General features: G+C 64.4%; 16 protein-coding genes. 4 read left to right on the top strand and 12 right to left on the bottom strand.

The features are described 5' to 3' along the window. Positions 1–5 precede the first annotated feature (5 nt). From xrtA to D3876_RS15150, 11 genes are all read right to left on the bottom strand, one after another. Positions 6–1,550 (bottom strand): exosortase A, encoded by a 1,545-nt coding sequence (gene xrtA / locus D3876_RS15100; RefSeq protein WP_119763532.1) that lies wholly within the window; start codon positions 1,548–1,550, stop codon positions 6–8. Continuing rightward, positions 1,547–2,773 carry a TIGR03087 family PEP-CTERM/XrtA system glycosyltransferase gene (locus tag D3876_RS15105; RefSeq protein ID WP_119763534.1) on the bottom strand — a complete coding sequence of 409 codons (1,227 nt, stop codon included), beginning with the start codon at positions 2,771–2,773 and terminating at the stop codon, positions 1,547–1,549. The genes xrtA and D3876_RS15105 overlap by 4 nt, the downstream gene beginning before the upstream one ends. Beyond that, the gene (locus D3876_RS15110) at positions 2,770–3,843 is read right to left on the bottom strand and encodes a FemAB family XrtA/PEP-CTERM system-associated protein (protein ID WP_119763933.1); all 1,074 of its coding nucleotides are present in this window, start codon (positions 3,841–3,843) and stop codon (positions 2,770–2,772) included. The genes D3876_RS15105 and D3876_RS15110 overlap by 4 nt, the downstream gene beginning before the upstream one ends. After that, a complete protein-coding gene (locus D3876_RS15115; RefSeq protein WP_119763536.1) occupies positions 3,840–4,682 on the bottom strand; it encodes an XrtA system polysaccharide deacetylase in 843 nt (280 codons plus the stop codon). Before D3876_RS15115 ends, D3876_RS15110 begins: the two co-directional genes overlap by 4 nt. A 16-nt stretch (positions 4,683–4,698) precedes the next feature. Continuing rightward, positions 4,699–5,787 carry an XrtA/PEP-CTERM system-associated ATPase gene (locus D3876_RS15120; RefSeq protein WP_119763538.1) on the bottom strand — a complete coding sequence of 363 codons (1,089 nt, stop codon included), beginning with the start codon at positions 5,785–5,787 and terminating at the stop codon, positions 4,699–4,701. 11 nt (positions 5,788–5,798) lie between these two features. Continuing rightward, on the bottom strand, positions 5,799–7,397 hold the full coding sequence (locus D3876_RS15125) for a porin family protein (RefSeq protein ID WP_238475390.1): 1,599 nt from the start codon (positions 7,395–7,397) through the stop codon (positions 5,799–5,801). 2 nt (positions 7,398–7,399) lie between these two features. Then, a complete protein-coding gene (locus D3876_RS15130) occupies positions 7,400–8,308 on the bottom strand; it encodes an AAA family ATPase (protein WP_119763542.1) in 909 nt (302 codons plus the stop codon). Between the two features lie 10 nt (positions 8,309–8,318). Further along, entirely contained in the window at positions 8,319–9,854 is a 1,536-nt protein-coding gene (locus tag D3876_RS15135; RefSeq protein ID WP_119763544.1) for an XrtA system polysaccharide chain length determinant, read from the bottom strand. Between the two features lie 33 nt (positions 9,855–9,887). After that, positions 9,888–10,535, bottom strand: a complete 648-nt coding sequence (locus D3876_RS15140) for an XrtA/PEP-CTERM system exopolysaccharide export protein (RefSeq protein WP_119763546.1) — start codon at positions 10,533–10,535, stop codon at positions 9,888–9,890. A gap of 120 nt (positions 10,536–10,655) precedes the next feature. After that, positions 10,656–11,888 (bottom strand): pyridoxal-dependent decarboxylase, exosortase A system-associated, encoded by a 1,233-nt coding sequence (locus tag D3876_RS15145; RefSeq protein WP_119763548.1) that lies wholly within the window; start codon positions 11,886–11,888, stop codon positions 10,656–10,658. After that, positions 11,885–13,399: an acyl-CoA ligase (AMP-forming), exosortase A system-associated gene (locus D3876_RS15150; RefSeq protein WP_119763935.1), complete on the bottom strand. Its 1,515-nt coding sequence runs from the start codon at positions 13,397–13,399 to the stop codon at positions 11,885–11,887. Before D3876_RS15150 ends, D3876_RS15145 begins: the two co-directional genes overlap by 4 nt. A gap of 50 nt (positions 13,400–13,449) precedes the next feature. Here D3876_RS15150 and D3876_RS15155 point away from each other — a divergent pair, with 50 nt between their 5' ends. Genes D3876_RS15155 through D3876_RS15170 form a run of 4 tightly spaced genes read left to right on the top strand, consistent with a single transcriptional unit; the run spans position 13,450 to position 16,317 of the window. Then, positions 13,450–14,490 (top strand): GNAT family N-acetyltransferase, encoded by a 1,041-nt coding sequence (locus D3876_RS15155; protein WP_182912025.1) that lies wholly within the window; start codon positions 13,450–13,452, stop codon positions 14,488–14,490. A gap of 35 nt (positions 14,491–14,525) precedes the next feature. Further along, positions 14,526–14,798, top strand: coding sequence for an acyl carrier protein (locus D3876_RS15160; protein WP_238475392.1), 273 nt, complete (start codon positions 14,526–14,528; stop codon positions 14,796–14,798). Then, positions 14,795–15,520 (top strand): alpha/beta hydrolase family protein, encoded by a 726-nt coding sequence (locus D3876_RS15165; RefSeq protein WP_119763554.1) that lies wholly within the window; start codon positions 14,795–14,797, stop codon positions 15,518–15,520. The genes D3876_RS15160 and D3876_RS15165 overlap by 4 nt, the downstream gene beginning before the upstream one ends. Beyond that, on the top strand, positions 15,505–16,317 hold the full coding sequence (locus D3876_RS15170; RefSeq protein WP_119763556.1) for a hydrolase 1, exosortase A system-associated: 813 nt from the start codon (positions 15,505–15,507) through the stop codon (positions 16,315–16,317). The genes D3876_RS15165 and D3876_RS15170 overlap by 16 nt, the downstream gene beginning before the upstream one ends. On the opposite strand, the gene trxB is transcribed toward D3876_RS15170, so the two are convergent. After that, a complete protein-coding gene (gene trxB, locus D3876_RS15175; RefSeq protein ID WP_119763558.1) occupies positions 16,303–17,265 on the bottom strand; it encodes a thioredoxin-disulfide reductase in 963 nt (320 codons plus the stop codon). The two genes, D3876_RS15170 and trxB, sit on opposite strands and share 15 nt — an antisense overlap. Positions 17,266–17,298: the final 33 nt, after the last annotated feature.

Genomic DNA, 17,298 nt, shown 5'->3' on the forward strand with positions numbered 1-17,298 from the left:
GCGCCCTATCCGCCGCGCGCGCTGGCGGCAATATCGTCAGCGAACCGATCGACCGGCCCAAGGCTCGTGAGGAAGGCGTCGATCGCCGGACGAGCCGACCGAGCGACGCCCTCTTCCGCCGACACGAGCACCGCCACGCCGGCCTGATCTCCGCCAATCAGGCGTGACTTCAGTGTTTCCAGCTTCACGCGTGTGGCGCTGCCGGTGAGCGTGCCGCCGACCCGGTAAAAGCTCACCACTTCACGCGTTACAGGGCCGGGCGCGACAATCCTCTCAGCGATTCCGCCGGATGGCGCGACAGCGGTTGCGGTCCACGCCCAGTCGCTCGCGGGATCGACCGCGCCCTGACCGTAGCCGACCAGTTCCTTGCCTTCTTCCTGGTACGCGAAGAGGAGGATGGCGAGATCGACCTCGTCACCCGCGGCATTGCGGTAGCGACCGATCAGCCGGTGGTCGGCCCCGACGAAGTGCGGAAACCAGGGATATCGTGTCGAAAGCTGCACGCGCTGCCAGCCCGCCACCTCTGGCAAGGATATGCCGGACGGCATCGAAGTCCGCCCCGTTGCGGCGATAGCAGCCGACCACAGCAGCGGTGCGGCAACCATCGCGACAACGGCGGCAGGTAACGCATAAGGATAGCGTTGTTCTCTCATGGGTTCGATCAGTCTTTCGGAGTCGAACCAGCAGGTATCGTTCGACCGGTCGAAAAGCGGCCAGCTAATGCCCATCACGATCGCCATCACGATCGCGAAAAACACCCAGCCATAGACGACATGGTCGAAGCTTTCGGCAAAGCTGATGCTGGTGAGTTCCGAAATATAGATCGTTCCCCATGCACGGATGCCGTTGGCCAGGATCGGCACCAACACACACAGCAGCATGAACGGCAAGCGCCGACGCCAGTTCATGAAGCACAGATTGGCCGCGAGCGCGCCATATGCGATCATCGCAATCAGGAAGTTGACCCCCGAACACGCCTCGGCGACTTCGAAATAGCCATTGGGCGTGGTGATGAAGACGCCCTCGATGCGCGCGGGAATGCCGACCAGATCGAGCAGGACCATGCACATCTTCGCCGTAATCGTCTGGAGCGGCGGCACCAGCTCTTCGCCAAAGGGCACCATGAAGATCATGTAGAATATCGGAAAGGCCAGCGCCCGCGCCACTTTGGGGCCCAACAGCGCAATCACCGCTCCCTGGAGCATCAGGACGAGCCCGAGATGCCGAGCCAGCGCCACACCCGCTGCGTCGCCCAGCAGCCAGCCCAATGCGCCCCCCGCGACGGGAACCAGTCCCCACGCCCAGCCACAGGGGACCAAAGCCAACAGATCGGGCCAGCGCTGCCATACCAGCCACGCAAGGATCGGCGGGATCAGCAGGCAATGCCCGAAGGTCGAGCTGTTCCACCAGATCGAGGCGATATCCACGGTATCGCGCGCGAACAGCGCGAGGATCAGCACGATCGCGACGGCTGTCAGAAGTCCCTGCCGCCGCCAGCTTTCGCTCACGGGCGTGGCGTCGTCGATCGTGATGGGCGTTGTGATGGTCATTCGGCTGCCTCCGCAACTTGCGCGGCGCGACCACCAACGATTGCGGGCAAGCCAGCGAGCCGAGCGTCCCAGCCGTAGCGGCGTTCGACCTGCGCGCGCGCAGCCCGTCCCACGGCGGTAGCGCGTTGCGGATTGGCGAGCAGTGCCAGAACCGCTTCGGACTCGGCAACGCTGCCGTTCGCGACGATCAGATCGCGGCCCGGTTCAGCGTCTATTCCTTCGAATGCGGCGGGCGACGCGACCACCGCGCGCGCCATCGCCATTGCTTCGAGCACCTTGTTCTGCACGCCACGCGCGATGCCGAGCGGCGCCACGACAACATCCGCAGCCGCAAGCCAGCCCCGTACATCGGGCACCTCGCCCGTTACAAGGACTCCGGGCAAGGTCGACAGCGCGGTGATCGCCGGATCGGGCTTGCGCCCGACGATCGCGAAACATGTGTCGGGGCGCGCCGCCCTGATCGCCGGGAAACTCTGTTCGGCGAACCGGATCACAGCATCGATATTGGGTCGGTAGTCCATCTGGCCGGTGAAAACGATCAGTGCGCCGGGCTTGGCGGGCAGGCTGTACGAGCCGTCGGGATCGAAGGCCGCGAGATCGACGCCGTTCTCGAGAGCGAAGACGCGCTCCTGCCCGAGGCCTGAACGCGCACGAAACAGCGATGCCTCGGCCTCGCTCACGAACAGACTGGCGTCAGCGCGCGCAGCCACGGTCTTCTCGAAGGCGGCGAGCTTGCGCCCCTCGCGCGCGTGGATCCAGCGCATCGGCGGTGTTGCGCTCTCGGCATAGCACGCGAATTTTGCGGAATCGACGTCGACGAAATCCATTACAAAGCGCGTCGTGCCCAGATTATCGGGCACGAATTGCGCCATCTGCCCGGAAAAAGCGAAGATGCAGTCGACGTCGTGCGAGGCGAGTTTGTCCGCGACAAACCGCCGGATGCCGACGCTCTCGAACAGGCTCAGCGATAGCGGCTTGCGCTCGAGCAGGCCGGCAAGCGCGCCTGCGGCGCGCGATCGGGTCCGTTTCTCGACATGGATCGACGCCAGGAGTGGCGCAAGCACGTCGCGGTGCGCGAGATCGGCGTCGTCATCCGCGAAACAGGCGAGATGGACGGGGCCGAGCGTCGTCAGTTTTCGCAGCAGATGCCACGATCGGATCTTGTCGCCACGGTTGGGCGGCCAGGGAATGCGGTGCGCGAGGAAGACGATGTCGCCCATCAACCCAGCCCGCGCGCGATGAATGGCCCGATCCGGTTGGCAAGCGCGAGCGGCATTCGCTGCCACAGCGCGATCTTGAGTCGATATCTTGGATCGAGCGGATTGATCGCGCGCGGTGCTGCACCTTCGCCAGTGCGAAGCGCATATGCGAGCGGTTCGGGCGAGAATCCCCAGTTCTTCTTGAAAGCGTAGGCCCCTGTCCCGACCTTCGACCGTCCGAAGTCGAAGCGGGTGCATCCGCGCGCCCGCGCATGCTTCATCAGCGCGTAGTACATCAGGTCATTAGCGCGCCATCGCCGCGCCTCGGCTGTGCCGCCGCCCCAATAGGGCATCACCGTGCCACCGAAATAGAGGCTGAGCACCGAGGCTATCGGGCGGCCCTGATGGCTGATCGTGAGGATATCGGCGGCATCGTCGAACTCGTCGAGCACGGCACCGAACAATGCACGCGGGAAGACGGGCGTGCCGAGATTGCGGACGCTTTCCGCATAGACGCGGTAGTGCGCATCGCGGTCGCGCTGCGCACTACCGGTCTCCACCGTCAGGTCGAAGCCGAGCGCTCGCCGCACTTCGGCGCGTTGCTTGCGTGGAATGGCGAGCAACTCGGCCTCGTCATCGCCTGAGATCGGGCGAGAGAAGCCAGCATAAACACCCTCGCTGCGTTGCCATTCCTCGCCGGGAAGCGGACCGCCCCGCAGCTCCACCGAAGCGCAGCCGAGCGTTTGCGCCAGTGCCAATGCGCTGCGTCCCAGAGCCTCCCCGGCGGCGTCATTCTCCGTCAACATCCCGCCGCCAACCGCAAATCCTGCCGAAACGAGCGCGTTGCCGAACAGCGCCGAGCGGATTTCGGTGAGCGGAAGCACGCCTTTCAATGCGCCGGTCGCGCTTTCGGCAACCAGATAGCGGGCGCGCTGTCCACAGCCGCTTTCCACCGCGCGGCTCCATGCCGTCAGATGGAAGGGCGTGGCGCATGCGTGTTCCCGCACCAGCGCATCGATCCGCGCACATTCGGCCGTATCGCGCAGATCGGCGACACGGAGGCCCGTCAACGGATGGGCGACCGCCGCGGTCATCGCGTCCGCTTGGCCTCGGCCGCGGCGACGTCGTCCATCCGTCCCCATGTGAATTCATCCAGCAGCCGCTCGAGCTTGCCTTCCATCGCGGACAGCAAGGTGTAGTGGCGGAGCTTCGAGCGCAGCGGCGCATTGGCAACGCGCGGCTGGCCCGGGTCGATGTCCCACGGATGGAAGTAAAGCACCGCGGGGCGCGCGTCGTAGCGATTGGCGCGCGTATAGGCCCAGCGCGAATAGCGATAGGGTAGCAAGCGGCAGAATCCACCGCCCGTGGGCAGGTTGCGTGAACCGAGCCGCGCCGTCGTCACCGGAATCTCGATCAGCGCGCTTCCCGCGACGGGCCGGAAGGTGAAACGCGGTGCGTCTGGCCAGCCATAATGATCGTGATGCACAGGCGCCACGCTCGACGAATAGGCATAGCCCTGCTCGGCGAGGATGGGATGCGCCCAGGGCGTGCGCGGATCGATCGAGAAGCTCGGCGCGCGGTAGCCGATCACCGGGCGACCGCTCACATCCTCGAGCGTCTTGCGCGTCCGCCCGATATCGGCGCGAAACTGCTCGGGCGTCATCGTGAAAACGCGCAGATGATCCCAGCCATGGCTCGCAATTTCATGTCCCTCCGCCACGATACGGCGGATGAGCTGAGGGTAGCGTTCGGCGACCCAACCCAGGGTGAAGAAGGTCGCCTTGGCCCCCTTGCGCTCGAACAGCTCGAGAACGGCCTCGGTATTCCGCTCCACGCGCGGCACGAGGCTGTCCCAGTCGGCGCGGTCGATCGTCTTCTCGAAGGCGCCAACCTGAAACCAATCTTCAATATCGACTGAAAGCGCGTTGCGCATCACGCCATCCCGCGGTTCAGGCCGCGCCACGCACGGCGTGCAGGTCGGGTGTTGCCGTGTCGCTCTCCACCCAGTCGATCAGCAGGCCGAGAACGCGACGGATCGCGGCCTCCTGTTCCGCGACACGGCCTTCGAGCATCTCGATCCGCGCCACCAGTGCGGGGTCGATTACCGGTTCGGGCCGGATACTGGGCGTCGCCGCGACCGGCGCGGGTGCCAGAACGATTTGAGGCTCCGGCGTCACAATCGCGGCTGCCGGTTCGGCCGATGCGACAGGGACAGATTCGGGGGCCACGTCGCCGTCCATGTCCGCGATAACTGCCGCGACGTCCTCGCCATCGATCAGGCTGCGCTGCTCAATCGCGCCGAACAGCATCACGCGGCTTGCCAGCGCGTTCAAACGACGCGGCACGCCTTCGCTGTGCGCGTACATCCGTGCGAACGCCTCAGGCGCAAAGCGGGGATTGCCCTGCCATCCCGCGAGCGTCAGGCGATGAATGAGATAGGGCTCTATCTCATTGGCCTGCATCGGTTCGAGATGATGCGTGGCGATCACGCGCTGCCGCAATTGTTCGAGCCGATCGCTGCCGTTGAGCCTGGCCCGGAATTCGGGCTGGCCGAGCAAAAAGATCTGGAGCAGCGCGTGCCCGCCCGCCTGAAAGTTGGAGAGCATGCGCAACTCTTCCAGCGCCGAGATCGGCAGGTTCTGCGCTTCGTCGACAATCAGCAGCGTGCGCTTGCCATGTTCCGCCTGCGCCATCAGAAAGCGCTCGATCCGGTCGAGGATCTGCGCCTTTTCGACACCCTCGGTCGAAACGCCCATCGCCTGCGCAGTCATTCGCAGCATGTCGTCGCCTTCGATCTGGGTGGACACGATCTTGACCGCGGTGAGGCGCTCGCGATCGACCGTCGCCATCAGGTGCCCGACGAGCGTGGTCTTGCCCGTGCCGATATCGCCAGTGATGACGATGAAGCCCTCTCCCTGCGCCAGGCCATAGCCCAGATAGGCCATCGCCTTCTTGTGCGTCGCGCTGTCGAAGTAAAAGCGCGGATCGGGCGTCAATTGGAAGGGCCGCGCCGTCAGGCCGTAGAATTCGCTGTACATCCTGCGTGCTCCTAGAACTGGTACCGCATGGCTGCGAGCGCCGATGCCGTGAGGTCGCTCGCGAACCCCTGTTGATCGAAGGAATAGAGGCCGAGCGCGGCGGTGCCCGTCAGTCTCCGGCTGAAATTGTGGAAATAGGCAAGCGTCGCGCCCGCGCTGGTCACATCGGGTGCGAAAGGGAGCCCGCTGTCATACTGGCTGAGATAGGCGCTGGCGTTGACGCCAGAGCGTTCGCTGAGTTCATAAGCCCAATAGCCTTGGGCGAACCAGCTCTCGTCCTTGAGGCCGTTCACGCTGAAGCCCGTCGCGAAGCGCGGGGCGTAATATTTGCGCTGGGCGTAACCGAGCCCAAGCCCGTATGACGTCCGCCCCTGCGTCGCAGCATAGATTGCGTTGATGCCCCGGCTGCGAAAATTGGCGGTGCTGATCGACTGGAACACGTCGTTCAAACAGCCTCCCGTCCCCTCGCTTTCGCCGAAGATGCAGCCGTTGAAGCCGCCGGCCAGCGGATTGCCGGGAACGTTGAAGCTCGTCGGCAGACGCGCGATGTTGTCGCTGAGCAGACGGCCGAAGCTCTCGACACCGTCATAGACGACCACCTGCACGCCCGCATGGCGACTGAGCTGATGGCTGAGCGAACCGATCACCGTCGTGCCGCCATAACGCCGTCCGACACGCGCCTCGAGCTGGGTGCGGCGGCCGGGCTTCCATACGACGCCGGCATCGTAAATCAGGCCGTCAATATCATAGGCGAGCTTGCGCTCGGAATTGGGATCGGTGACGAAACGGCCATCATTATCGCGGATCGGCGCGCCATTGGCGTCGCGGAGCGCATCCCGCTGGCTGACCTCGATATCCTCGTAACCAACGCCACCCACCAGTGCGAGCGTCGGCGAAACGGGCACGGTAATGTCGCCGCGAATGAATCGACCGTCGAAACGCTGGTCGAGCTGGCTCGCATCCTCGCGTTCCCATCCGGCGCCAAGGCTCCAGCCAAAGGGCAGCGCGCCCGGACGCTGCGAGACTGAGACGCTCGCCAGATGATTTGTGGCGTCGTCGTAAACGTCGAGCGGCACCTGGCCGGGCGGCAGCGCGAAATCGCTGTCGGCCTCGACCTTGGTGTAACCGAAGCGATAATTCGCGTTGACGCCAAGATCGCCCACCATCGTGTTGAGGGTCGGTCCGGCGTAAAAGGAATAGACTTGGGTGATGTTGTCGCCGCCGCTGAGCGCCGGATTGGGGGCTGCGCCCCGGATATCGACGCGCGACCGCGTTGCGAGCGCGCCGCCCTCAAGCGTGAGCACATCGGGCACGACCTGGATCGCGGCGCGCGCCAGGCCCGAATGGACGTCCTCGTCACTGCTGTTATCATCCCAGGCGAAGCGATGTTCGTAGCGATAGCTGATCTGGACTTGCGTGCGACGCTTGGTGACCACCGCGTCAATTCCCGCCGCCAGCGTCGTGTAGGTAAGGACGTCGCCACCGTCATCGAGATTGGCGTCAAGTACCTGCTGGATCTCGATATAAGGCGTGATTTCCTTTTCGGCATGTGCAGGCGCAGCCGCGACGAGCGCGGCAAGAGCTGCCAGCCATGCCGAAAAGGTGCGCACGCTCAGTCCCCATATCCGTAATAGGTACCGAAGCTGCGGGAATCGGCCTTGTAGCTCACCGCATTGAGCAACAACCTTATGGTCTCACACCCGTGGAGCAGCCCGAGCGCATCGCGCAGCTCTGCTTCGGTCGTGCGGTCGGCCTTGACCACCATCACGCACTGCCCGGCATGAAGCGCGAGCACCGAGGCTGGAGATGCCGCAAGCGCCGGCGGCGAATCGACGATCACGATCCGCGCGGGATTGCTGGTGAGCAGCGTCTCGAGCACGGCCGCAGTGTGCACGGACGCGAGTTGTTCGGTGTCACTGTTGGTCTGCTGGCCGGCTGGAAGAACATAGAGCCCCGCAACATCGGTGCGCACGATGCAGCTCTCGACGTCGAGCGTGGGGTCGGCCAGCGCATCCATGAGCCCGGGACCATCCTCCAGCCCCAACGTCGCCAGTATCTCGGGCTTGGCGAAGTCCGCATCGACCAGCAGGACCTCGACGTCCTTCTCGGCGGCCATGGAGAGCGCAAGGTTGATCGCCGAAAAGGTCTTGCCCTCATTGGGTTTGGCGGACGCTACGAGGATCATCCGGCCCTTGGGGGCAGGATTGGCCTTGGCGTCGATCAGCAACTGGCGCTTCACAAGTCGGAATTCCTCGCCCAACAGCCCGGCGGGCATATCGGGGAGGATGAATCCGGCTTCCTTCAACGCGTCACGGTCAACGCTGCCCTGCCGCCCCGCAAAGGCGCGCGGCGTGTGCAAAGGCAGGGTTTCGGTCCGCGGCGTGACCGGCGCGGCCTGGACGAAAACCGCCGGCGTCGGCAGCTCGACGACATTGTCCGCAACGGCCTTTCGCAAATCGAAGACCTGCGAAGCGCGCTCGAGAAGCGAGCCGTTCGCGCTGAGGGGTGTGTGTTTGTTCATGACCTATCCCTCAGGCGACCATGCCGCGCTGGATGAATTCGACGAGCAGGAGCAGCACCAACATGGCTGCCAGCCCGCCCGCGCCGCCTGCGAACCAGCGCAGTTTCTTGCGGCGCGCTTCCCGCTCGGCTGTGCTCAGCACCTCGCTGATCGTACCGATCACATGGAGCCCGCTCGCCTTGGCCAGCCTTTCCCCGGTGGCGTAGGTCGTCTGGAGCTGTCCCTTCGCGAACGCCGCGGCGATGCCGCCGCCGACGCCAGCCACCAGCACGAGCACCAGCAACAGCGGGCGGTTGGGCGAGACGGGTATGCGTGGGCTCGTCGGCGGATCGATCAGCTTGAAGATCACCGAATCGGTCTGGCTCTCGACCTCGTTCCTCAGGCGAATCTGCTCGCGGTCCTCGAGCAGCTTGTCATATTGCTGCTTGAGCACGTCATGGTCGCGGCTGATGCGCCCTTGCTCGGCCACCACGCCGGGGTCGGCGCTCTGTTTCGCCATCAACAGGTTCATGTCGCGCTGGAGCTGGTTCTTGCGCGCGCTCAGCGCGGCAACGATTGATTGCTTTTCAGCCTGCATCGCGCGCAGCGAAATATAGAGCGGATTGGAAGCCGCTCCCGCACCGCCGCCGATACGCGGCTCCCCGCTCGCCGCGGCGCGTGCGGCGGAAAGCTGGCGATTAAGCGCGACGACATCGGGATGCGCCTCGGTCCAGCCGCGCGCGCGTGCACCCGCGATCTGGCCTTCGATTTCCGCCAGGCGCTGCGCTGCGGGCCCGGCGGACGAGGGCATGGCGCCCGCGGTGCTGCCTGTCCCCGCCATCTGCGCGTTGACCGCGGATAACGAACTCTGCGCAGCTCCGAGGTCAGCGTCGACCTGCGACAGTTCAACGCGCGCCGCCTGCATCCGTTCGGCAAGCGATCCGACACCCGGGAGAAGCCCCGTATATTGCTGTTCGAACGCCATCCGCTTCTGTTCGGCATCCTGAAGCTGCTGCTCGCGCTCGGCGAGCTGACTGTCGAGGAAGCGCAGCGTCTGTTGCGTCTCCTCACGCCCGCCCGCCATGTTCTCGGCGACGAAGATGTCGATCAGCTTCTGCGCGATATCGCGCGCCAGCTTGGCATTCCCGGCGTCCGACATGCCGGGAAAGGACGCAGTCGCAGTGATCTCGAACAGGTTGTCCCGCTGGGCGGTGACCTTGATCGTTTCCTGAAGCACGGCGACCTTGTCCGCCACATCGCGCTCGCTCGCGACCGTCTGCCGGAGATCCGTGCCACGGACGATCTTTTCGAGATTGACCGCCGAGGTCAGCGTCTGGCGCACCCGGTCGATCTCGCGCTGGCGCTCGACCGGGGTGATACCGATCTTTTCGGGCAGGATCGACTGCATCTGTACGAAAATGCGCGCGTGCGATTCATAGCTGTTGGGAATCAGCGATACGACGAGCCAGCCGACCAGGCAGATCGCCCAGCCCACTGCGAGCGCAAGCCAGCGGCGCTGCCACAATCCGTGCAGCACGATGCGTATCTCGTCGTAAACACCATTCATAACAGATTGCGAACCTTCATGAAAATGGCGTGATCAAAACGCACTTTCGGGAATGATGATGACGTCGCCGGGCGCAAGACGAACGTTCGCGCTGGAATCACCCTGCTTGAGCAGCTTGTTGATCTTGAGCGCATATTCCTGTTGCTTGCCGCTGGCGCGGTCGAAGCGCACCAGGCGCGCACGGTTCCCCGCTGCGAATTCGGACAGACCGCCCACTGCAATCATGGCGTCAAGCAACGTCATATTGGCGCGATAGGGGAGCGAGGCAGGCTTTTCGGTCGCTCCGACGATGCGGACCTGCTGGGAGTAAGTACCCGAAAACTTGTCGACGATCACCGAAACCAGCGGATTCTCGATATACTTGGTCAGCGCGCCCTTGATGTCCTCGGCAAGCACTGCGGGCGTCTTTCCCACCGCGGGCAGATCGGCGATCAGCGGGGTCGTGATCCGCCCGTCGGGCCGGACCTGGACCTTCGCTCCAAGCTCGGGATTGCGCCAGACGAAGATGGTGAGTTCATCCAGCGGGCCGATCACATACTCCTCGCCGGGCTTCTCCTCGAGCGCGACGAACGACGCTGACGGAAGCTCAGGGCTCGCCGCGCCGCCCATGCAGCCGCCCAAAGTGCTGGCAGCCAGCCCTGCGCCAAGCAAAGATCTGGAAACACCTGAACCAAAACGCATTTTTATCACCCCTTGCGCGCCATGCGCCACCGGCGCCCGCGCTAACGGGTCAATGCGGCTGCGGCGCTGGATCAGCGTCCTGTATCGGAGAAAGAGGTGAAAATAGTGTTAGGACTGGCGTCACCCGCCCAGCAGGACCTCCTGCGCCGGGCCATGGCCGAGAAAGGCCGAAGGGCTGGCCGTCGCGCCATAGGCACCCGCCATGAACACAGCGATGACATCATCGGGGCTGGCCTGGGGGAGGCCTACCTGGTCGCCGAGCCTGTCCAGCGGGGTGCACAGACAGCCAACCACCGTTACCGCCTCTTCCGCCTCTGCACCGAAACGGTTGGCGACCGCGACGGGATAGTTGCGGCGCACCACAGTCCCGAAATTGCCGCTTGCCGCGAGCTGGTGGTGCAGTCCGCCATCAGTGACCAGGAAGGTTTCACCGTGACTCCGCTTGCGGTCGATTATCCGCGTCAGATAGACTCCTGCCTCGCCCACCAGCCAGCGCCCAAGCTCGATCGCGAATTCGGTGTCGCCGAGCAGATGTGCGTGCGTTTCAAATGCTTGCGCCAGAGCGATGCCAATCCGCTCGACGTCCAGCGGCACCTCGCCCGGGAAATAGGGAATGCCGAAGCCCCCGCCCAGATTGACCAGCGGCGGCGCCATCCCGATTTCGGTCGACAGTCTGGCAGACAGGGCCAGCGTCGCGGCCTGTGCCTCGACCAATGCGTCAGGATCAAGCGCCTGCGAGCCGCTAAAAATATGGAAGCCGCGCCATTCGGCGCCTTCGGCGATGATGTGCAATGCCAGGTCAGGCACTTCCGCCACGTCGACCCCGAAGGCGGTGGCACGCCCGCCCATGCGCATACCCGATCCTCGCAACTCGAAGTCGGGATTGATCCGGATCGCGAGCCTGGGTGCTATGCCAATCCTGCCTCCGATGTCGAGTGCGCGATCCACCTCGCTCGCCGATTCGCAATTGAGCGTCACCCCTTGGGCGAGCGCGGCCTCGATCTCGCGATCGCGTTTGCCCGGACCCGCAAAGGAAATGACGGAGGGTGCTGCACCGGCGTCGAGTGCAAGGCGCATCTCACCCTGTGAAGCAACGTCGATCCCATCGACGCGCGCCGCCATGACGCCGAGCAATGGCGGGAAGGGATTGGCCTTCATCGCATAATGGATCAGCAGCCCCGCGGGCATCGCGGCCCGCAAGCGATCGATTCGCGCCTCTATGATCGAAAGATCATAGACGAACAGCGGCGTGTCTCCCGCGGCTTCGATGATCTTCGAGACGCGTTCGCCGCCGATGATGAGTTCACCATTCTCCCCCCGATAATCGGCGGGGATGCTGCCCATGGGTTTCATGCCAAATGCTCCTGCCGGATGGCGCTTCGGTCGAGCTTGCCATTGGGATTGCGCGGTAACGCGTCACGCAGGCGGATCTCGCGCGGCTGCATATAGTTGGGCAGCTCCGCCCTGAACCATGACCTCAGCTTTTCCTGCGCGGCTTCGTGCGAACCGCCTGCCGGACGAGCGACAAGCAATATCGCCTCGCCCAACCGCGGATCAGGGACGCCCAACGCAACAGCTTCGGCCACCGCGCCGCTCGCGATCGCGGCCTCCTCGATCTCGGTTGGGCTGACACGGTTGCCCGCGGTCTTGATCATCTCGTCGTTGCGCCCTGAAAAGCGCAGCAAACCCTCCGCATCACGTACCACGGTGTCGCCCGACCAGACCGCGATGCCGCCCTGTTGCGAGGCCGGTGGGGCAGGCTTGAAGCGTTCGGCTGTCCGCGCGGGATCGCGCCAATAGCCCTGCGCCACCAACGGTCCGGCGTGCACAAGTTCGCCGGGCTCGCCGTCATCGGTCAGGCTGCCATCGGGGCGCACCACCATCACCTCGGCAAAGGGGATCGCGCGGCCTATCGAGTCGGGATGGTCATCCGTCAGCGCCGGATCGAGATAGGTCGAACGGAAAGCCTCGGTCAGCCCATACATCAGATAAAGTTCTGCGGCGGGGAACATTGCGCGGAGCTCTCGCACGAGCGGTACCGGCAGCCTGCCACCTGTGTTGGTTATCCGCCGAATCCGGGCCAGGGATTCCACGGGCCAGTCAATCTCTGCCAGTTGCACCCAAAGCGGCGGGACGCCCGCCAGACTGGTCACGCCGAAACGCTCGACCGCCTTGATCACGTCGCGCGGTGTCAGATAGTCGAGCGGCACCGCACAACCGCCCCCTGCCCATGTCGAGAGCAACTGGCTCTGTCCGTAATCGAAGCTGAAGGGTAGCGCGCCGAGCACGCGGTCGGCGGGCGTGACCTTCAGATAATGCGCGACGCTGACCGCGCCCAGCCAGAGATTGGCGTGACTCAGCATCACCCCTTTCGGACGTCCAGTGGACCCGGAGGTGTAGAGAATTTCAACAAGTTCTGTGGGGTTACGCGATGATGGCGGCATGACGTCATCGCTGATCAGTGCATCCTCGTCAGTGATCAGCGCGCAATCCGAAGGGCGATCGCCCTCGCCCAATGTCTCGGCGCGAGTCGCTTGCGTGACCAGCAAGCTTGCGCCGCTGTCGGCGAGGATATGTGCGACCTGCGCATGCTTGAGCAGCGGGTTGATCGGCACATAGACCAGCCCCGCGCGCGCCGCCGCCAGCGGCAGGACGCATGCCGCACGCGTCTTGGGCAACCATGCCGCCACCCGGTCGCCGGACCTGAGCCCCTGCGCCAGCAACCCCATGGCCATCTGCCCCGCCAATATGTCGAGCTCGCGATAGCTGATCGTCCCGAATCGGGCCGCAATTGCCAAATCTTCGGGAGAACCCTGTAGAACCAGGTGATCGAGCGGTTTTGGCGTACGGGAGGGGGCTTGCACTTTGGCTCCTTTGACGTTCAACCCGAGACGAGCGAATGGGGGATAGCGCCTTGTGGGTTAAGGGGGAATATTTCGACGACTTTGATGCGGTCGAGGCGGCGGCGCGCGGATCGCTCGACCGTGCTGCCCAACCCATCCTATTCGACCGCCTCGCCTGGTTTCGCCGGACCTGGGAACATTGCCCTCCCGGCGTTCGCCCGCTCGTCGCGCGCGCGGTGAGCGAGAAGGCGCAGTGCTGGCTGTTCCTGGCCCGGAAGGAGGACTTGTCGCTGACCGCGCTTGCGAGTTGGTACACGCTCGCCTTCCGGCCCGTCTTCAGCGGCGTCGCGGACGACGCCATGAAGCTGCGACTGCTGACCGCCATCGCCAAGCGATTACGCGGCACATTGAAGGCGCATCGCATCACGCTTTCCCCTGTGCCCGTCGAGGACGGCAGCGCCAAATTGCTGGCCGTCGCCTTCGCGCGCGCCGGCTGGAAGGTTGCACAGAGCCCCGCTACCGTAAATTGGGTGGCGCGCACTACTGGCCTGTCTTTTGCCGACTATTGGAAGCAGCGCCCGGGCGAGTTGCGCAGCACGGTGATGCGAAAGGCGGCGAAAACCGACCTCGAAATCGAAATTTTTCAATCTTTCGATGAAGCTGCATGGCAATGCTATGAAACCATATACGAACAGAGCTGGAAGCCGGAAGAAGGTGCGCCCGGCTTCTTGCGCACGATGGCAACCGACGAAGGTACTGCGGGAACGCTGCGGCTGGGGGTCGCCAAGCTCGCGGGGCGCCCGGTCGCCGCACAGCTCTGGACCGTCGAGAATGGCGCCGCGATCATCCACAAGCTGGCCTATGTCGAGGATGCCGCTGCGCATTCCCCCGGGACGCTCCTCAGCGCCGCGATGTTCGAACATGCGCTCGATCGGGATCAAGTGTCCCTGATCGATTATGGCACGGGCGATGACGGCTACAAGGCCAACTGGATGGATGACGCCCGCGCGCTCGAGCATCTCGAAATGTTCAATCCGCGAACCATCGCGGGATGGTTTGGCTGGATTCGCGCGAGGCTGCGCAATCTTGTCCGCGGGCGCAGGGTCGACTAGGGAACCGCGAAACCCGGTATGAGCGAGGATTACGCGTGAAATCTGCCGAAGCCGTCGAGATCGAGGATGCGGTGCGCGCCGTGCTCCGCGACGTGTTGGGACTGAATCCCGAGCGCGTCGCGGCCTTTGACGACAATACGCCATTGTTCGGGGCGTTGCCCGAGCTCGATTCGATGGCGGTCGCCGGATTGCTGACCGAGATCGAGGACCGACTGGGCATCATCATCGACGATGACGAAGTAGACGGCGAAATGCTCGAGAGTTTTGGCCATCTCGTCGGCTTCGCCACAGCCAAGGCGCTCGGGTGAACCCAGGCGGGCTGCACTGGCTCGCCTACCCTTGGGGCGGCGGGCGCGAACGCATCGTCCGGATTGGTGACGATGGCGCAACACCGCTCTTGTTGCTGGCGCCGCTGCTCGAAGAAGCCAATCGCACGCGTCATTTCCTGATCCAGACGATGCACGGCCTGGCCGGACGGGGATTCTGCTGCTTCCTGCCCGACCTCCCGGGAACGCTCGAAAGCAGCGTGCCGATAGAGCAGGTCTCGTGGAATGACTGGCACGACGCGCTCGCATGCGCCAGGGCAGCGATTGGGCGCCCCTTTCACCTCGCCAGCTTTCGCGGCGGCGCGCTCCTCGACGGCGCGGTAGAGGCCAGCAGTCGCTGGAGGCTGGCGCCCGCTGCAGGCGAATCGCTCGTGCGCGAACTGATCCGCACAAAAATGGCCGCAGACCGTGAGGATGGACAGACCAAGTCGGCCGCCGCGCTCGAGGTGCATGCGCGGTCGGAAGGGCTTGAGGTATCGGGGTATCGCCTGAACGCCGGATTTGTCTCGGGCTTGAAAACGGCAACATCCAGCGCCGAAGGTTCCGTGCGCTCACTGCGACTGGAATCCGACCCATTGCCCGCCGACGCGCGCATTGCCGGCACACCGCTATGGCGGCGAATCGAGCCGTCGCATGATCCTGTTCTTTCACAATATGTTGTGAACGATATCGTTGAGTGGATATCAACATGCGCCAATGGCTGAGCGTCGACTGCGCCGGTGAGAAAATCGCTGGAATACTCGATTCCGCCCAAGGCGAAACGGGCCTGTTGATCGTTTCGGGTGGCAACGAGATCGCCAGTGGATCGCATGCGGGGATGGCGCGGCTGGCGGCGCGCATCGCAGCGCGCGGCTTTCCCGTCTTCCGCTTCGATCGCCGCGGCGTTGGTGACAGTATCGCAGAGAATCGAGGCTATGCGGCCAGCGGCGACGACATGGCGGCGGCCGCCTGCGCCTTTCGAGAAGCAGCGCCGTCGCTGCGGCGGCTGGTGCTGCTTGGAAATTGCGACGCAGCGACCGCGATCGCGCTCTTCCACACCGCTCTGGGTGCGCATGCACTGATCCTCGCCAATCCCTGGGTCCTCGATGCCGAAACCGAAGTCCCGCCGGCAGCCGCGATAAGGGCGCGCTATACCCACCGGCTGCGCGATCCGCGGCAATGGTTACGCGCGATCCGCGGCGACATCGACTTCGCAAAGCTGGTCAAAGGGCTCGCGACGCTCTCGGCCGCCCCTCGGGAAAGCGAGATCGCCACGCAACTGCGTGACGCGCTGGAGGCGAGTCCCCTGCCCGCCCGCATCATCCTCGCCAGCAGGGACGCGACCGCGCTGGCATTTGCCGAACATTGGCATTCCGCGAGCTTCAGCACACTGCGCGCAAACCCGCGCATCACGATCGCCGAGATCGACACCGCATCGCACAGTTTCGCGCGACCGGCGGACGCCGCCGCGTTCGAAGCGCAGGTGATCGCCGCGCTGGAAGCCGCCTCAGGCGAGCTCTAGCTCGAAATCGGCCTCGGCAAGGAAGCGTTCGGCGTCGAGTGCTGCCATGCAACCCGTACCGGCAGCCGTCACCGCCTGGCGATAGAGCTTGTCCATGACGTCACCGCAAGCGAACACACCCGGAACGCTGGTGCGCGTCGAACCGGTTTCGACATCGATATAGCCATCGCTATCGAGCGTCAGGCTGCCGCGGAACACCCCGGTCGCGGGGGAATGACCGATCGCGACGAAGCCGCCATCGGCCTCGATGTGCGACAACTCGCCCGTCACCGTGTCCTTGAGATCGAGCCCGACCAGCCCGACCGGGTCGCCGCCACCCACGAAACGCTCGACCGACTTGTTCCATAGCACCTTGATATTGGGGTGCGCGAAAAGGCGGTCCTGCAGGATTTTCTCGGCGCGCAGCGAATCGCGGCGATGGATGAGCGTGACGTCGTGGCTGTGGTTGGTGAGGTAGATCGCCTCTTCCACCGCGGTATTGCCGCCGCCGATCACGACCACCTTTTTGCCGCGATAAAAGAAGCCGTCGCAGGTCGCGCAGGCCGACACACCCTTGCCCTGGAGCAGCACCTCGCTCTCGAGCCCAAGCCACTTGGCGGAGGCGCCTGTCGCAATTACCAGCGTGTCGCCGCTATAGACCGTGCCGCCATCGCCGATCAGGCGGAACGGACGCTGCGTCAGATCCACCTCGACGATCTGGTCGTACATCATCTGCGCGCCGACATGTTCCGCCTGCGCCCGCATTTCCTCCATCAGCCACGGCCCCTGGATGACATCGCGGAAACCCGGGTAATTCTCGACATCGGTAGTGATCGTCAACTGACCGCCCGGCTGCAATCCCTGAACGACGATCGGTGCCAGCCCCGCGCGTGCGCCATAGATGGCGGCGGTGAGGCCGGCGGGGCCGGATCCGAGGATGAGCATGCGGGTCGAATGGGTGGCGGTCATAAGTGCGATGGCCCTGTCGTCAAAATTCTGTTG

The organism is Sphingomonas cavernae, assembly GCF_003590775.1.
GTDB lineage: Bacteria > Pseudomonadota > Alphaproteobacteria > Sphingomonadales > Sphingomonadaceae > Sphingobium_A > Sphingobium_A cavernae.